The sequence below is a fragment of the Nocardia colli genome (assembly GCF_008704205.1).
GTDB classification, from domain to species: domain Bacteria; phylum Actinomycetota; class Actinomycetes; order Mycobacteriales; family Mycobacteriaceae; genus Nocardia; species Nocardia colli.
In genome coordinates this window covers 61,722-77,834 of sequence record NZ_VXLC01000001.1, presented here as the reverse complement: position 1 = coordinate 77,834, position 16,113 = coordinate 61,722, and the positions used below count along the sequence as shown (strand labels likewise).

At 65.8% G+C, this 16,113-nt stretch carries 11 protein-coding genes; 9 read left to right on the top strand and 2 right to left on the bottom strand.

Annotated elements, in window-relative coordinates:
• The 7 genes from F3087_RS00360 to F3087_RS00330 all read left to right on the top strand — a co-directional run bounded on the left by F3087_RS00360 (position 1) and on the right by F3087_RS00330 (position 13,202).
• Positions 1–1,254, top strand: coding sequence for an MCE family protein (locus F3087_RS00360; protein ID WP_150399748.1), 1,254 nt, complete (start codon positions 1–3; stop codon positions 1,252–1,254).
• Positions 1,251–2,489: an MCE family protein gene (locus tag F3087_RS00355; protein ID WP_396897522.1), complete on the top strand. Its 1,239-nt coding sequence runs from the start codon at positions 1,251–1,253 to the stop codon at positions 2,487–2,489. Before F3087_RS00360 ends, F3087_RS00355 begins: the two co-directional genes overlap by 4 nt.
• Positions 2,486–3,727, top strand: a complete 1,242-nt coding sequence (locus tag F3087_RS00350; protein ID WP_150399747.1) for an MCE family protein — start codon at positions 2,486–2,488, stop codon at positions 3,725–3,727. Before F3087_RS00355 ends, F3087_RS00350 begins: the two co-directional genes overlap by 4 nt.
• 29 nt (positions 3,728–3,756) lie before the next feature.
• On the top strand, positions 3,757–4,482 hold the full coding sequence (locus tag F3087_RS00345) for a hypothetical protein (protein ID WP_191093717.1): 726 nt from the start codon (positions 3,757–3,759) through the stop codon (positions 4,480–4,482).
• A gap of 11 nt (positions 4,483–4,493) precedes the next feature.
• Positions 4,494–5,213, top strand: a complete 720-nt coding sequence (locus F3087_RS00340; protein WP_150399746.1) for a hypothetical protein — start codon at positions 4,494–4,496, stop codon at positions 5,211–5,213.
• Positions 5,214–5,636: 423 nt separating this feature from the next.
• On the top strand, positions 5,637–9,143 hold the full coding sequence (gene rpoB, locus F3087_RS00335; RefSeq protein ID WP_150399745.1) for a DNA-directed RNA polymerase subunit beta: 3,507 nt from the start codon (positions 5,637–5,639) through the stop codon (positions 9,141–9,143).
• 105 nt (positions 9,144–9,248) lie between these two features.
• On the top strand, positions 9,249–13,202 hold the full coding sequence (locus F3087_RS00330) for a DNA-directed RNA polymerase subunit beta' (protein WP_150399744.1): 3,954 nt from the start codon (positions 9,249–9,251) through the stop codon (positions 13,200–13,202).
• A gap of 94 nt (positions 13,203–13,296) precedes the next feature.
• On the opposite strand, the gene F3087_RS00325 is transcribed toward F3087_RS00330, so the two are convergent.
• Together F3087_RS00325 and F3087_RS00320 are read right to left on the bottom strand one after the other, a co-directional pair.
• The gene (locus tag F3087_RS00325) at positions 13,297–13,770 is read right to left on the bottom strand and encodes an NUDIX domain-containing protein (RefSeq protein WP_150399743.1); all 474 of its coding nucleotides are present in this window, start codon (positions 13,768–13,770) and stop codon (positions 13,297–13,299) included.
• Between the two features lie 167 nt (positions 13,771–13,937).
• Positions 13,938–14,492, bottom strand: a complete 555-nt coding sequence (locus F3087_RS00320) for a hypothetical protein (RefSeq protein WP_223884751.1) — start codon at positions 14,490–14,492, stop codon at positions 13,938–13,940.
• A 279-nt stretch (positions 14,493–14,771) separates the two neighbouring features.
• Between F3087_RS00320 and F3087_RS47070 the strand changes: the two genes are divergently transcribed.
• Together F3087_RS47070 and F3087_RS00315 are read left to right on the top strand one after the other, a co-directional pair.
• Positions 14,772–14,900: a hypothetical protein gene (locus F3087_RS47070; RefSeq protein ID WP_263407187.1), complete on the top strand. Its 129-nt coding sequence runs from the start codon at positions 14,772–14,774 to the stop codon at positions 14,898–14,900.
• A gap of 171 nt (positions 14,901–15,071) precedes the next feature.
• Entirely contained in the window at positions 15,072–16,106 is a 1,035-nt protein-coding gene (locus F3087_RS00315; RefSeq protein WP_150400808.1) for an alpha/beta fold hydrolase, read from the top strand.
• Positions 16,107–16,113: the final 7 nt, after the last annotated feature.

The window sequence follows — 16,113 nt, the reverse complement described above, 5'->3', positions numbered from 1 at the left end:
ATGGCGGACCGGTTGCAGGCGCTGCGCAATTCGGGGCGCGGCACCAAGATCACCATCGCGCTCGTCCTGGTGGTGGCGATCGTCGCCGCCGGCGTGCTGTGGTGGACGGTCGATCGGCTGACCACCACCAAGATCACCGCGTACTTCGATCGCTCGGTCGGCATCTACGAGGGCTCGGACGTGCGGGTGCTCGGCGTGCCGGTCGGCAAGGTGGATTCGGTTGAGCCGCAAGGCGATCAGGTCAAGATCGTGATGAGCGTCGATCGCTCCTTCGACATCCCGGCCGACGCCAGGGCCGCGCAGATCACGCCGTCGATCGTGTCCGACCGCTACATCCAGCTCACCCCGGTCTACACCGGCGGGGACAAGATGCCGCGCACCGCCACGATTCCGCGCGACCACACGGTCACCCCGGTCGAGGTGGACCAGCTCTACAAGAGCATCACCGAGCTCTCGGACGCGCTGGGCCCCAACGGCGCCAACAAGGACGGCGCGGTCAACGAGCTGGTGCGCACCGGCGCGGCGAACCTGGACGGCAACGGCGAGGCGCTCGCCAACAGCCTCACCCAGCTGTCCAAGGCGGCCAAGTACCTGTCCGACGCGCGCGGCGACATCTTCGACACGGTCAAGAACCTGCAGAACTTCGTCACCATGCTGGCCAACAACGACGCGCAGGTGCGCCAGTTCAACGTCCAACTGGCCGACCTGTCCAGCTTCCTGGCCAGCGAACGCAGCGATCTCGGCGCCGCGCTGAACCTGCTCTCGGTCGCGCTCGGCGACGTCGCCCGGTTCATCGACAACAACCGTGACTTGATCGCCAGCAATGCCGAGGGCCTGGTCACGCTGACCAAGACGCTGTCGGATCAGCGCGACGACCTGGCCGCCGCGCTGCCGGTGCTGCCGCTGGCGCTGAGCAACCTGATCAACATCCACAACGCCGAGTCCGGCACCCTCGACATGCGCGCCAACTTCACCGATCTGCAAGACCCGTTCGGAGTGATGTGCAAGCTGATCGACGTGTCCAAGCTGCGGCCGGGCGATCCGCAGTTCGAGGCGCTGGGCCGGCAGATGCGCCCGATCCTCGATCACTGCAAGGAGATCTCCGACCAGATCACCGCCGGCGTGCAGACGCCGACGCTGATCCTGCCGTTCGGCGTGCTGAGCGGGGAGAACGAGCAGCGCGCTCCGGTGCCGGGCACGGTGCCCGGCATCCCGTCCGACCGGCTTCCGCCGTCGCAGGGAGGTGAGCGGTGAGTAGCCGAATCCGTTCCGTCACACGCGGTCTCGGTGCCGCGCTGGCCATCGGGGTGACCGCGGCCCTGGTCACCTCGTGCGCGTCCGACGGCATCTACAGCGTGCCGCTGCCCGGTGGCGCCGATGTCGGCGACCATCCGATGTACATCGATATCCAGTTCGACGACGTGCTCGACCTGGTGCCACAGTCGGCGGTGAAGGTCGAGGGCCTGCCGGTGGGCCGGGTCGAGGACATCAAGATCGGCAAGGACCAGTGGACCGCCACCGTGCGGGCCGTGGTGAACTCCTCGGTCGACCTGCCCGCGAACGCGCGGGCCGAGGTGCGTCAGTCGAATCTGCTCGGCGAGAAGTTCATCGAGCTGTCCAAGCCGGCCGCCGAGCCGGAGGCCAAGAAGCTGACCGACGGCTCGGTGATCCCGGTCGATCACACCCGGCACGCCACCGAGATCGAGCAGGTGCTCGGCGCGATGTCGTTGCTGCTCAACGGCGGTGGCGTCGCCCAGCTGCAACCGATCGTGACCGAGCTGAACAAGACCATCGGCGGGCGCGAGGATCGGGTGCGTTCGCTGCTCGATCAGGCGAACATCCTGATCAAGGGCCTCGATGACCAGGTCGACGACATCACCAGGGCGCTGGACGGTCTCGATGTCCTGAGCAGCCGGGTGAGCAGGCAGACCGATCAGATCGGCAAGATCCTCGACGAGCTGCCGCAGGGCGTGAAGATCCTGGAGGAGCAGCGCCCGCAGCTGATCGGGCTGCTCACCCAGCTGGATCGGGTGGGGCAGGCCGGTTTCGACGTGCTCGACCACTCCAAGGACGACCTGATCCGGGATCTCACCTCGCTGCGCCCGACGCTGCAGGAACTGGGCAAGTCCGCACCGGACCTGATCACCGCGCTGCCGCTGATCCCGACTTATCCGTTCCCCGACTCCACACTGGAGTCCACCTTCGGCGGGTCGGTCAACACCTGGCTGTCGGTGGATCAGCAGATCGGCGTCACGCTGAGCAATCTCGGTGTGGGCAAACCGGATCCGGTGTACACCCCGCCGATCGGACCGCCGGTGCCGGTGAATCCGACCAACCCGTACTACAACGGCAACGGACCGCGGCCGGGCTGGCCGACCGTGTCGATCCTGCCGCTGCCGCCGAACATGGCGCAGCCGCCCGCGCCGGGCGTGCCGCCCAACCCGGTCGGGGCGATTCTGGAGCAACTGGGAGTGGGTGGAACCCGATGACCAAGTTGGTCCGTTGGCAATTGATCGCGTTCGTGATCGTCGCGGTGGTCGGCGTTGTTTTTGTCGGTGCCAAGTACATTCGGCTCGATCACATGGTCGGCCTCGGTCAGTACGAGGTGAAGGTGCAGGCCGCGCAGACCGGCGGCATCTACAAGGGCGCCGAGGTGACCTACCGCGGCGTGCCGGTCGGCCGGGTCGGCGAGCTGGAACTCACCGGCGACGGCGTGGTGCTGCACCTGATCGTCGATTCGAGCTCGCCGAAGATTCCGGCGAGCGCGAAGGCCGTGGTGGCCAACCGTTCCGCGATCGGCGAGCAATACGTCGACCTGCAGCCGGACCGCGACGGCTCGCCGTACCTGAAAGACGGTTCGGTGATCACCTCGGCGACCACGCCGGTGCCGGTGGAGCAGCTGGTCGCCAGCGTCGACACCTTCACCCGCTCGGTCGATCTCGCGGCGCTGAACACCACCGTGCGCGAGCTCGGCAAGGCATTCGACGGCAAGGGCGACGACCTGCAGGTCTTCGTCGATTCGCTGAACAAGTTCACCACCACGTTCAACGAGACGCTGCCGCAGACCCTGCAGCTGATCCGGGACAGCAAGATCGCGCTCGGCACCCAGGCCGAGCAGTCCGGCGCCATCCGCGAGTTCAGCGACGGCCTGGACAAGCTCACCGCGCAGCTGCGCTCCAGCGACCCGGACATCCGCAGGCTGATCGGCACCGGCAACGACGCGGGCCAGCAGATCGACGCGCTGCTGCACGAGAGCGGCGGCGCGCTCACCCAGGACCTCGGCAACCTGCGCCAGCTGCTGCTGGCCATCTCGCCGAAGTTCTACGCGATCCGCCCGCTGCTGCAGTTCCTGCCGCAGTTGTCCATCGGCGGCTCGTCCACCGCCCCGGGCGACGGCACCACGCACTTCGGTCTCGTGCTGGAGGCCAACAATCCGCCGGCCTGTACCGTCGGCTACGAGGGAACGCAGCGGATCCTCGAGCAGATGAAGGCGCAGAATCCGGATTTCGACGACACCCGCGACGAGTTCCCGTTCAACAAGGACGCGAAGTGCACTGTGCCGCAAGGTAACCCGACCACGGTGCGCGGCGGTGCGAAGGCCGAACTGGCCGATCCGAATGTCGTGCAGCCCTGGGATTCCAACCCCAAGACCGATCCGGATCGATTGAACCTGAATCCGATCGCCGTGCAGATGGCAACCCTGATGGGAGTTACGCCGAAGCGGTGACCAGGAACGACGACGTTAGGGTGTCTGGCGTGACCTCAGATTTGACCAAGCAGCTCGATTCGACCGAGCCGCAGGAATCACCGGACCCCGCAGACGGCGTGGCGGCCTCCGACGTGGTTGCTGACGCTCCGGCCGACCGCGCGGTCGAGGCACCCGGCTCGGACCGCAGCGGGCTCGTCCGCACGGTCGCGCTGGTCGGCTCGGCGGGCCTGCTCGTCGTCGCCCTGGTCGCGGCGATCTGGTTCGGTACCGGCTGGGTCCGCTCGGCGGTCAGCGACGCCCCGCGCGCCGATGCCCGCGACACCGCGCTCGACGCCGCCCGCCAGGCCGCGCTCAACATGACCTCGATGAACCTCGACGACGTCCCCGGCTCGCTCGCGCTGGCCCGCTCCTCGATGACCGGCGCGCTGCTCGACTCGGCGAACAAGAACAAGGACCAGGCCGAGACGCTGGCCAAGCAGACCGGCACGGGCATGACGTCGAAGGTGCTCGGCTCCGCGCTCACCACGCTGAACAGCGAGAAGGACAAGGCGTCCGCGTTGGTCGTGCTGCAGGTGACCGAGCTGGCCAAGGACAAGCCGCCGGCCGAGTACCGCTACAGCTGGAACGTCGACGTGACCAAGACCGGCGACGTCTGGAAGGCCGAGCAGATCTCCTCGCTGAGCCAGCCGGTGCTGCTGAGCGGCGGCCAGGGCCAGTCGCCGCAGGCGCCGCCCGCCGACCAGCCGCCCGCCGCGCCCAAGCCGGGATCGTAGGAGAACCAGCCATGACCTCTCGTAAGCCGATCAACCGGGTCACCTCCAAGCGCCGCCCGTCCGGCGAGCAGCCGGCCCGCGCCGCCGCCGCGCCGCGCAGCACGCCGGCCCGCAAGCCGCGGGTGCCGGGCGCCACCCGGCCCGCCGCGTCGCGTCCGGCCCGGGAGGAGCAGCGTCCCGAACAGAAGAAGACAGCCGGCCGCAAGAAGGTCTCCCGCGGTTCCGGGACCCCGAAATCGGGCCGCTCGTTCTGGTCGCTGGTCGCCGCCATGCTGATCGCCGCGCTGCTGCTCGGCGGATTCGCGGCCGTCGCCGCGTCCCGTCCGGGCGTCGACGACTCGAACAAGGCCTACGTCGACAACAAGGCCACCGAGGAGGTGCGCGCGGCCGCCGATCACGCGTTGAAGACCGTCTACGCCTACGACGTGAAGAACATCGACAGCTACCGCGACACCGCCAAACAGGTCCTCACCGGCAAGATGCTGGCCGATCTGGACAAGTACGCCGACACCACCATCTCGGCGGTAAAACAGGCCCAGACCAGCGCCGATGCCAAGGCTGATCCGATCGCTGTGACCTTGCTCACCGACGATCGGGCCGAGTTGCTGGTCAATCTGGTGGTCAGTGCCACCAAGAACGGCGCGGCGCAGCAGAGCGTCGCCGGTCCGATCGTGCTGCACATGCAGAAGGTGGACGATCGCTGGCTCGCCAGCGACATCGTCGACCAGTGATCTTGCAGCGGCCCAGGGGATCTCAGTGTGCCCTGGTCGGGCCCGCAGGGAGCGCTTGCGAGCGCGAATGCGCGAGGCCGCCTACTTGACGAGTTTCGCTGGAGCCGTCACGCTATTCACAACAGCGGCAGCTGTCACAGTGGCTCCATTACGCCCCGTCGTCCTCGACGCAGCCAGCGATTCGGACACGGCGCGCCAGCCACGTGAATGTGCGCACGGATGGTAGGTTGACACCCCCGTGACGGTTGGTGTACGGTTGGACGTTGCGCTGGCTGCCTCCTGTCCATACCTCGATTTGCACACGTAAGTTCCACCTTCCGGTGTTACTTCCGTTGTTGCCTGTTCGGGTTTCGTTCGGGTTGTAACCAGCGGAATTCGTAGCAGACAAGCGACGGTCGCGGACCACCACGCGGCGCGCGTGAGGTGCTGGAAGGACGCATCTTGGCAGTCTCCACCCAGACCAAGGCAGTTGCCGGAATCCCCGGAGCCCCATTGCGGGTGTCTTTCGCGAAGATCCGTGAACCCTTGGAGGTGCCCGGACTTCTCGATCTACAGACGGACTCATTTGCATGGTTGATCGGTTCGCCGTCATGGCGTGAAAAGGTCGCCCTTCGCGGCGATGTCGGGCTAGTCGGGGGACTCGAGGAGGTGCTCGAGGAGCTTTCGCCGATCGAGGACTTCTCCGGCTCGATGTCCCTGTCTTTCTCTGACCCTCGGTTCGAAGAGGTCAAGGCCTCGATCGACGAGTGCAAAGACAAGGACATGACCTACGCGGCGCCGTTGTTCGTCACCGCGGAGTTCATCAACAACAACACCGGTGAGATCAAGAGCCAGACGGTCTTCATGGGAGATTTCCCGATGATGACCGACAAGGGCACGTTCATCATCAACGGCACCGAGCGCGTCGTCGTCTCGCAGCTGGTTCGTTCGCCGGGTGTCTACTTCGACCACTCCGTCGACAAGACCACCGAGAAGGACCTGCACAGCGTGCGCGTCATTCCGTCGCGTGGTGCTTGGCTGGAGTTCGACATCGACAAGCGCGACACCGTTGGTGTCCGCATCGACCGCAAGCGTCGCCAGCCGGTCACCGTGCTGCTGAAGGCGCTCGGTTGGACGAACGAGGAGATCGTCGAGCGTTTCGGCTTCTCCGAGATCATGATGTCGACCCTGGAGAAGGACAACACCGCCGGTCAGGACGAGGCGCTGCTGGACATCTACCGCAAGTTGCGTCCGGGCGAGCCGCCGACCAAGGAGTCCGCGCAGACCCTGCTGGAGAACCTGTTCTTCAAGGAGAAGCGCTACGACCTGGCGCGCGTCGGTCGCTACAAGATCAACAAGAAGCTGGGCATCCACCTCGGCGAGCAGGTCACCGGATCGGTGCTCACCAAGGAAGACATCGTCTCCACGATCGAGTACCTGGTGCGCCTGCACGCGGGTGACCGTGTGATGACCGCGCCCGGCGGCGAAGAGGTCCCGGTCGACGTCGACGACATCGACCACTTCGGTAACCGTCGCCTGCGCACCGTCGGCGAGCTGATCCAGAACCAGATCCGGGTCGGCCTGTCCCGCATGGAGCGCGTGGTCCGCGAGCGGATGACGACTCAGGACGTCGAGGCGATCACGCCGCAGACCCTGATCAACATCCGCCCGGTGGTCGCCGCGATCAAGGAGTTCTTCGGAACTTCGCAGCTGTCGCAGTTCATGGACCAGAACAACCCGCTCTCGGGTCTGACCCACAAGCGCCGCCTGTCGGCCCTTGGTCCGGGTGGTCTGTCCCGTGAGCGCGCCGGCCTGGAAGTGCGCGACGTGCACACCTCGCACTACGGCCGCATGTGCCCGATCGAGACCCCGGAAGGCCCGAACATCGGCCTGATCGGTTCGCTGTCGGTGTACGCGCGGGTCAACCCGTTCGGCTTCATCGAGACGCCGTACCGCAAGGTCGTCGACGGCCGGGTCACCGATGAGGTCAAGTACCTCACCGCCGACGAGGAGGACCGCCACGTTCGTGCGCAGGCCAACTCGCCGGTCGACGCCGACGGTCGCTTCCTCGAGGATCGGGTGCTCTGCCGCCGGGGCAACGAGGAAAACGAGCTCGTCGCCGCCGACGAGGTCGACTACATGGATGTCTCGCCGCGCCAGATGGTGTCGGTCGCGACGGCCATGATCCCGTTCCTCGAGCACGACGACGCCAACCGTGCCCTCATGGGTGCGAACATGCAGCGTCAGGCCGTGCCGCTGATCCGTTCCGAGGCCCCCGTCGTGGGCACCGGCATGGAGCTGCGCGCCGCCGTCGACGCCGGTGACGTCGTGGTGAACGAGAAGGCCGGCGTGGTCGAAGAGGTCTCCGCCGACTACGTCACCGTGATGGCCGACGACGGCACCCGCAAGAGCTACCGGATGCGCAAGTTCGCCCGCTCCAACCAGGGCACCTGCGCGAACCAGCGGCCGATCGTGGACGAGAGCCAGCGGGTCGAGGTCGGCCAGGTGCTGGCCGACGGTCCGTGCACCGAGAACGGCGAGATGGCGCTGGGCAAGAACCTGCTCGTCGCGATCATGCCGTGGGAAGGCCACAACTACGAGGACGCGATCATCCTGTCGCAGCGCCTCGTGGAAGAGGACGTTCTCACCTCGATCCACATCGAAGAGCACGAGATCGACGCCCGCGACACCAAGCTCGGCGCCGAGGAGATCACCCGGGACATCCCGAACGTCTCCGACGAGGTCCTCGCCGACCTCGACGAGCGGGGCATCGTGCGCATCGGCGCCGAGGTCCGGGACGGCGACATCCTGGTCGGCAAGGTCACCCCGAAGGGCGAGACCGAGCTGACCCCGGAAGAGCGCTTGCTGCGCGCGATCTTCGGGGAGAAGGCGCGCGAAGTGCGCGACACCTCGCTGAAGGTGCCGCACGGTGAGTCCGGCAAGGTCATCGGCATTCGCGTGTTCTCGCGCGAGGACGACGACGATCTGCCTCCCGGTGTGAACGAGCTGGTGCGCGTGTACGTGGCGCAGAAGCGCAAGATCCAGGACGGCGACAAGCTCGCCGGTCGCCACGGCAACAAGGGTGTTATCGGCAAGATCCTGCCGACCGAGGACATGCCGTTCATGCCGGACGGCACCCCGGTCGACATCATCCTGAACACCCACGGTGTGCCGCGTCGTATGAACATCGGCCAGATCTTGGAGACCCACCTCGGGTGGATCGGCAAGGCTGGCTGGGATGTCGGCGTAGGCGCGGACGGTTCCCGTCCCGACTGGGCGAAGGCGCTGCCGGAGGAGATGCTGGCGGCACCGTCCGACTCGAACATCGCCACCCCGGTGTTCGACGGCGCCCGCGAGGAGGAGCTGACCGGTCTGCTCGCCTCGACCCTGCCGAACCGTGACGGTGAGCGCATGGTCGACGACAACGGCAAGGCGACGCTGCTCGACGGCCGCTCCGGCGAGCCGTTCCCGTACCCGGTCGCGGTCGGCTACATGTACATCCTGAAGCTGCACCACTTGGTCGACGACAAGATCCACGCCCGTTCGACCGGTCCGTACTCGATGATCACCCAGCAGCCGCTCGGCGGTAAGGCCCAGTTCGGTGGCCAGCGCTTCGGTGAAATGGAGTGCTGGGCCATGCAGGCCTACGGCGCGGCGTACACGCTGCAGGAGCTGCTGACGATCAAGTCCGACGATGTCGTCGGTCGCGTCAAGGTTTACGAGGCGATCGTCAAGGGCGAGAACATTCCGGAGCCGGGCATTCCGGAGTCGTTCAAGGTGCTCCTCAAGGAACTCCAGTCGCTGTGCCTTAACGTCGAGGTGCTGTCTTCCGACGGCGCCGCGATCGAGATGCGCGACGGCGACGACGAGGATCTGGAGCGCGCCGCGGCGAACCTGGGCATCAACCTGTCCAGGAACGAAGCGGCCACCGTCGACGATCTGGCGAACTAGGCGGTCGGCCGGATGTCGTTGGCTGCCAACGACATCCGGCCCCGCGTTCCACCAACTAGTGAACTTTTTGCTCGAATTCGACCCGAATAGGGGAAAGGAAGTTACGTGCTAGACGTCAACTTCTTCGATGAACTCCGGATCGGCCTGGCCACCGCGGACGACATCCGCCAGTGGTCCTTCGGCGAGGTGAAAAAGCCGGAGACCATCAACTACCGCACGCTCAAGCCGGAGAAGGACGGGCTCTTCTGCGAGAAGATCTTCGGTCCCACCCGGGACTGGGAGTGCTACTGCGGCAAGTACAAGCGTGTCCGGTTCAAGGGCATCATCTGTGAGCGCTGTGGCGTCGAGGTGACTCGCGCCAAGGTGCGCCGTGAGCGGATGGGCCACATCGAGCTGGCCGCACCCGTCACCCACATCTGGTACTTCAAGGGCGTGCCTTCGCGCCTCGGGTACCTGCTCGACCTGGCGCCGAAGGATCTGGAAAAGATCATCTACTTCGCCGCCTACGTGATCGTCGCGGTCGACGACGAGCTGCGCCACAACGAGCTCAGCACGCTCGAGGCCGAGATGGAGGTCGAGAAGAAGGCGGTCGCCGATCAGCGCGACGCCGACCTCGAGGCCCGCGCCCAGAAGCTCGAGGCCGACCTGGCCGAGCTCGAGGCCGAGGGTGCCAAGTCCGACGTCCGCCGCAAGGTCAAGGACGGCGGCGAGCGCGAGATGCGTCAGCTGCGCGATCGGTCCCAGCGCGAGCTGGACCGGCTCGACGAGATCTGGACCACCTTCACCAAGCTGGCGCCCAAGCAGCTCATCGTCGATGAGGTGCTCTACCGCGAGCTGATCGACCGCTACGGTGAGTACTTCACCGGCGCCATGGGTGCGGAGTCCATCCAGAAGCTGATGGAGAACTTCGACATCGACGCCGAGGCCGAGAACCTGCGGGAGACCATCCGCAGCGGTAAGGGCCAGAAGAAGCTGCGCGCGCTCAAGCGGCTCAAGGTCGTCGCGGCCTTCCAGACCAACGGCAACTCGCCGATGGGCATGGTGCTCGACGCTGTTCCGGTGATCCCGCCGGAGCTGCGCCCGATGGTTCAGCTCGACGGTGGCCGCTTCGCCACCTCCGACCTGAACGACCTGTACCGCCGCGTGATCAACCGCAACAACCGCCTCAAGCGACTGATCGATCTGGGTGCGCCCGAGATCATCGTCAACAACGAGAAGCGGATGCTGCAGGAGTCCGTCGACGCACTGTTCGACAACGGCCGTCGCGGCCGTCCGGTCACCGGACCGGGTAACCGCCCGCTGAAGTCGCTGAGCGATCTGCTCAAGGGCAAGCAGGGCCGGTTCCGGCAGAACCTGCTCGGCAAGCGCGTCGACTACTCGGGCCGTTCGGTCATCGTGGTCGGCCCGCAGCTCAAGCTGCACCAGTGTGGTCTGCCCAAGCTGATGGCGCTGGAGCTGTTCAAGCCGTTCGTGATGAAGCGCCTGGTCGACCTGAACCACGCGCAGAACATCAAGTCCGCCAAGCGGATGGTCGAGCGTCAGCGTCCCCAGGTGTGGGATGTCCTCGAAGAGGTCATCGCCGAGCACCCGGTGCTGCTGAACCGCGCGCCCACCCTGCACCGCCTCGGCATCCAGGCGTTCGAGCCGCAGCTCGTCGAGGGTAAGGCGATCCAGCTGCACCCGCTCGTCTGTGAGGCGTTCAACGCCGACTTCGACGGTGACCAGATGGCCGTGCACCTTCCGCTGTCCGCGGAGGCGCAGGCCGAGGCCCGCATCCTGATGCTGTCCTCGAACAACATCCTGTCGCCGGCCTCCGGCCGACCGCTCGCCATGCCGCGTCTGGACATGGTGACCGGCCTGTACTACCTGACCCGCCTCGAAGAGGGCGCGAAGGGCGAGTACAAGGCCGCAGGCAAGGACAAGGCCGAGTTCGCCGTCTACTCCTCGCCCGCCGAGGCGCAGATGGCGGTGGACCGCGGTGAGCTCACCGTGCGTTCGCTGATCAAGGTCCGGCTCACCCACCAGCGTCCGCCGAAGGACATCGAGGCGAAGCTGTTCCCGGAGGGCTGGAACCGCGGCGACGCGTGGCTGGCCGAGACCACCCTCGGTCGCGTGCTGTTCAACGAGCTGCTCCCGGCGGACTACGCCTTCATCAACGAGCAGATGCCGAAGAAGCGTCAGGCGACGATCATCAACGATCTGGCCGAGCGCTACCCGATGATCGTGGTCGCGCAGACCGTCGACAAGCTGAAGGACGCGGGCTTCTACTGGGCCACCCGTTCCGGCGTGACGGTCTCCATGTCCGACGTGCTCGTGCCGCCGGAGAAGACCGAGATCATGGAGCGCTACGAGGCGCTGGCCGATCAGATCGAGAAGAAGTACCAGCGTGGTGCGCTCGATCACCAGGAGCGCAACAACGCCCTGGTCAAGATCTGGCAGGAAGCGACCGAAGAGGTCGGTACGGCACTGCGTGCGCACTACCCGCCGGACAACCCGATCATCACGATCGTCGAGTCGGGCGCCACGGGTAACTTCACCCAGACTCGTACCCTCGCCGGTATGAAGGGTCTGGTGACGAACCCGAAGGGTGAGTTCATCCCGCGCCCGATCAAGTCCTCGTTCCGTGAGGGCCTGACCGTGCTCGAGTACTTCATCAACACCCACGGTGCGCGTAAGGGTCTGGCCGATACCGCGCTGCGTACCGCCGACTCGGGTTACCTGACCCGTCGTCTGGTGGACGTCTCGCAGGACGTGATCGTGCGCGAGCACGATTGCGCCACCGAGCGCGGCATCATCGTGCACATCGCCGACAAGCAGGCGGATGGCTCGCTCATCCGCGACGCGCACGTGGAAACTTCCGCGTACGCTCGCACGCTCGCTTCGGACGCGGTGGACGCCAAGGGCAACCTCGTCATCGGTAAGGGCGCCGACCTCGGCGACCCGGCGATCGACGCGCTGCTCGGGGCAGGCATCACCGAGGTTCGGGTCCGCTCCGTGCTGACCTGCACCACCGGCACCGGTGTCTGCGCCACCTGCTACGGCCGTTCGATGGCCACCGGCAAGCTCGTCGACATCGGTGAGGCCGTCGGCATCGTCGCCGCGCAGTCCATCGGTGAGCCCGGTACCCAGCTGACCATGCGTACCTTCCACCAGGGTGGTGTCGCGGGCGATGACATCACCGGCGGTCTGCCGCGGGTGCAGGAGCTGTTCGAGGCCCGCGTGCCGAAGGGCAAGGCTCCGATCGCCGAGGTCAGTGGTCGCGTGCGGATGGAAGACGACGACCGCTTCTACAAGATCACCATCATCCCGGATGACGGTGGTGAAGAGGTTGTCTACGACAAGCTCTCGAAGCGTCAGCGTCTGCGTGTCTTCAAGCACGACGACGGCACCGAGCGTCTGCTCTCCGACGGTGACCATGTCGAGGTCGGCCAGCAGCTGCTGGAAGGCGCGGCGGATCCGCACGAGGTGCTGCGCATCATGGGTCCCCGTCAGGTGCAGATCCACCTGGTCCACGAGGTCCAGGAGGTCTACCGCTCGCAGGGTGTGTCGATCCACGACAAGCACATCGAGGTCATCGTGCGCCAGATGCTGCGTCGCGTGACGATCATCGATTCGGGTGCCACGGAGTTCCTGCCCGGCTCGCTCACCGAGCGGTCCGAGTTCGAGGCCTCCAACCGTCGCGTCGTCGCCGAGGGCAATGAGCCCGCGGCGGGTCGCCCGGTGCTGATGGGTATCACGAAGGCGTCGCTCGCGACGGATTCGTGGCTGTCGGCGGCGTCCTTCCAGGAGACCACTCGAGTCCTGACGGACGCGGCGATCAACTGCCGCTCCGACAAGCTCATCGGTCTCAAGGAGAACGTGATCATCGGCAAGCTGATCCCGGCCGGTACCGGTATCAACCGCTACCGCAACATCACGGTGCAGCCGACCGAAGAAGCCCGTGCCGCCGCGTACGCGGTGCCGTCCTACGACGACACCTACTACAGCCCGGACAGCTTCGGCCAAACCACCGGCGCCGCAGTCCCGCTCGACGACTACGGTTTCAGCGACTACCGCTGACCCGGTACCGCGCAAGCACATCCGGCCCCCGCTCCCTCCGGAGCGGGGGCCGTTTGCGTTGATTCATGGGTGGACAGTGCCGCCCGGTCGCTGATCAGCCGAGGAACGGGTGCTCCAGGTCTTCGGCGTGATGTCGCAGGCGCAGCCTGACTGTGTCGTGGATCGGCTGGTTGTCGAGCTCGCCGAGCATGAGGTAGCGAACGGCGGTGGACTCGTCACTTACCGCCAGCTCGCCCCCGATCACCCTTCCGTAGTAGGTGATGTTGAATTGCTGCCGCACCTCTCCATCGGAGTACGCGATGATGTGCTCGGGGTCGGTGTAAATGCCGAGCAGTCCGGTGATTTCGATGTCGAGCCCGGTCTCTTCCTTGGTCTCGCGAATCACGCACTGCTCCAGCGTCTCCCCGATCTCCATCGCCCCACCCGGCAGCGACCAGTTCCCCGAATCGGCCCTCCGCTGCATCAAAATCGCCCCACGCTCATCGACAACGAGCGCGGAACCACCGGGCACCAGGCTATTTGCCCTCGGTGCGTTGGGGTCTCGGTAGTAGTCGCGCCGGTTGCTCATGCTTGCTCCTGGCCTGAGTACGGAGTTACGGACTCCCAGATTTGTTCGAACTGGTCGGCATACGAAGAGAAGATCCCGTGAGGCGAGAGTTGCCGCAGGTGTAGTGCAGGGTGCTGGTAGCCGCGGGCTCGGACGAGATATGGGGTCACTATCATCTGCTTGTCGAATCAGAAGACCGAGTTGTACAGGTGCGTGGCGTGCAGCCCTACGGCGCATTCAGCTGCACGGGACAAAGGACCAAGCATGTTGAGCGCGTTGCGGATTCGCCCGGGAAGAGTCCCGCCCATTTGTTCCAGGTTGTCGCGTTCGGCGACGTGAGCACAGTCCGGGTCGGCGAAGGCCAGACGCATCCGCGCACCGCGCCGGCACTTGTCGGCAAGGTGGTCGGCGGCGTCGGGCAGCAGCTCGAGAATGAACGGATACGCGTATCCGACTATGTCGATCTGCTCGGTGGCGCTATGTAGCAACGACACCCACACGTCACGGGGGATATCAGCCCGATGGGCGTACGCGGTGACCACCTCGGCGGTGGCCGGCGTCCCGGCGCTGAGATCTGGCCGGACCTGCGGCCACAGATTGGCTTCGGACTCGCCCAACACGGTCGCTACCGCAAGGCGCGTGCGCCGGTGCGGCACTCGTCCGGCGAGCCAGCGGTTCACCGTCTTCACGTCGACCGCGACAGCCGTCGCCAGCTCGGTTGTATCGAGCTGGGCCCGCAGCATTGCCGACCGAAGGCGCTGGCTCATTTGCCCACCGTAGCGGACATTCGGGGGACGTTTTGAGGCATTCGAAATGTCCCGCGAAGTGTCCCGTCGGCAGTTCCGGCGTCCGTCCACCGCTCGTAGCGTCGTTGTCGTAGTTGCTCGAAACATGCGGAGCGCGTAGGCGTTCCGTTTGGCTCCGAGGTGGTGTCCATCTCCTGCACCGGAGCGCTGAGCGGCGGGTACGCGCTGTCATGACGGTGCCCGCCGCTCTGTCCAGACCATGATTCAAGGAGGGGCATGGCTTACATCCTTGCGGTGGCGCTTGGACTGCTGCTGATCGTCGGCATTGTCGCCTCGGTGGCGTGGGACGACCTGCGCGACAGGAGTGAGGGCGATGAGCGGGTGCGCGATGACGGCGATCGGTGAGTGCCCCAGCCGATCGGCTGGAGTGGCGAAAGAGTGATGGGAAATTTACTTTTGGGGGAATATTTTCTGTCAGAATATTTTCAATTGAAGGGGTTTGGTTGGTGGGTGGTGCGTGAGCGCGGCGGCGGCCTGCTGAATCCTGTTCCGCCCGTTGCGAAAGCGAGTCGCTTCATGCCCGAGCACCACCAGATCTTCGATCTCGGTGACTTCACCACGCAGCATGGCGCCACCTTGCGTGGCGCCTTCCTGGCGTATGCCACGTACGGCGAGCTCAATGCCGACAAGAGCAATGCGATCGTCTATCCGACGTGGTATTCGGGGCGACATTGGGACAACGAGTGGTTGATCGGCGCGGGTATGGCGCTGGATCCGGCCGAGTATTTCATCATCGTGCCGAACATGCTCGGCAACGGCCTGTCCAGTTCGCCGAGCAACACCCTGCAGCCCTACGATCGCGCGCGCTTCCCCGACATCACCGTCTACGACCAGGTGGCCGCGCAATACCGTTTGGTGACAGAGCTTTTCGGCATCGAACGGCTCGCGCTGGTCACCGGCTGGTCGATGGGTGCGGGCCAGACGTATCAGTGGGCGGTGAGCCATCCGGAGATGGTCGAACGCATCGCCCCGTTCTGCGGCTCGTCCCGGACGAGCGTGCACAACAAGGTCTTCCTGGAGGGCGTGAAGGCGGCACTGACCGCCGACTCCGCGTTCGCCGGCGGCTGGTACGGCGAGAACTGGCCGACGATCGGATTGCGCGCTCTGGCAAGGGTTTACGCGGGCTGGGGCCTCTCTCAAGCGTTCTATTGGGAGAAGGAGTACGAGAAGCTCGGCTACACCTCGCTCGAGGACTTCCTCATCGGCTTCTGGGAAGGTTTCTTCCTCGACGACCGCGACCCCAACAACCTGCTCGCGATGCTGTGGACCTGGCAGAACGCCGACGTCGGCCGCACCCCCGGCTTCGGCGGCGACACCGAAGCGGCCCTCGCCTCGATCAAGGCGACCACTCTCGTCCTGCCTGCCGAGAAGGACCTCTACTTCCCGCCGGAAGACGAAGCCTGGGCGGTCTCACACATCCCCAACGCCGAACTCCGGGTGATCCCCGGTATCTGGGGCCACTTCGCCGGTCACGGCAAAAACCCCGAAGACACCCGGTTCATCGATACCGCGCTAACCGACCTACTAGGTAAACCCGGTGGCCTGGCCTGATTCCGGG

What these genes read in the sequence shown, in the direction of transcription:
- F3087_RS00360 (WP_150399748.1), top strand. Translation starts at nt 1, where the DNA reads ATGGCGGACCGGTTGCAGGCGCTGCGCAATTCGGGGCGCGGCACCAAG.
- F3087_RS00340 (WP_150399746.1), top strand. Translation starts at nt 4,494, where the DNA reads ATGACCTCTCGTAAGCCGATCAACCGGGTCACCTCCAAGCGCCGCCCG.
- F3087_RS47070 (WP_263407187.1), top strand. Translation starts at nt 14,772, where the DNA reads ATGGCTTACATCCTTGCGGTGGCGCTTGGACTGCTGCTGATCGTCGGC.
- F3087_RS00350 (WP_150399747.1), top strand. Translation starts at nt 2,486, where the DNA reads ATGACCAAGTTGGTCCGTTGGCAATTGATCGCGTTCGTGATCGTCGCG.
- F3087_RS00320 (WP_223884751.1), bottom strand. Translation starts at nt 14,492, where the DNA reads ATGCTGCGGGCCCAGCTCGATACAACCGAGCTGGCGACGGCTGTCGCG.
- F3087_RS00315 (WP_150400808.1), top strand. Translation starts at nt 15,072, where the DNA reads ATGCCCGAGCACCACCAGATCTTCGATCTCGGTGACTTCACCACGCAG.
- F3087_RS00325 (WP_150399743.1), bottom strand. Translation starts at nt 13,770, where the DNA reads ATGAGCAACCGGCGCGACTACTACCGAGACCCCAACGCACCGAGGGCA.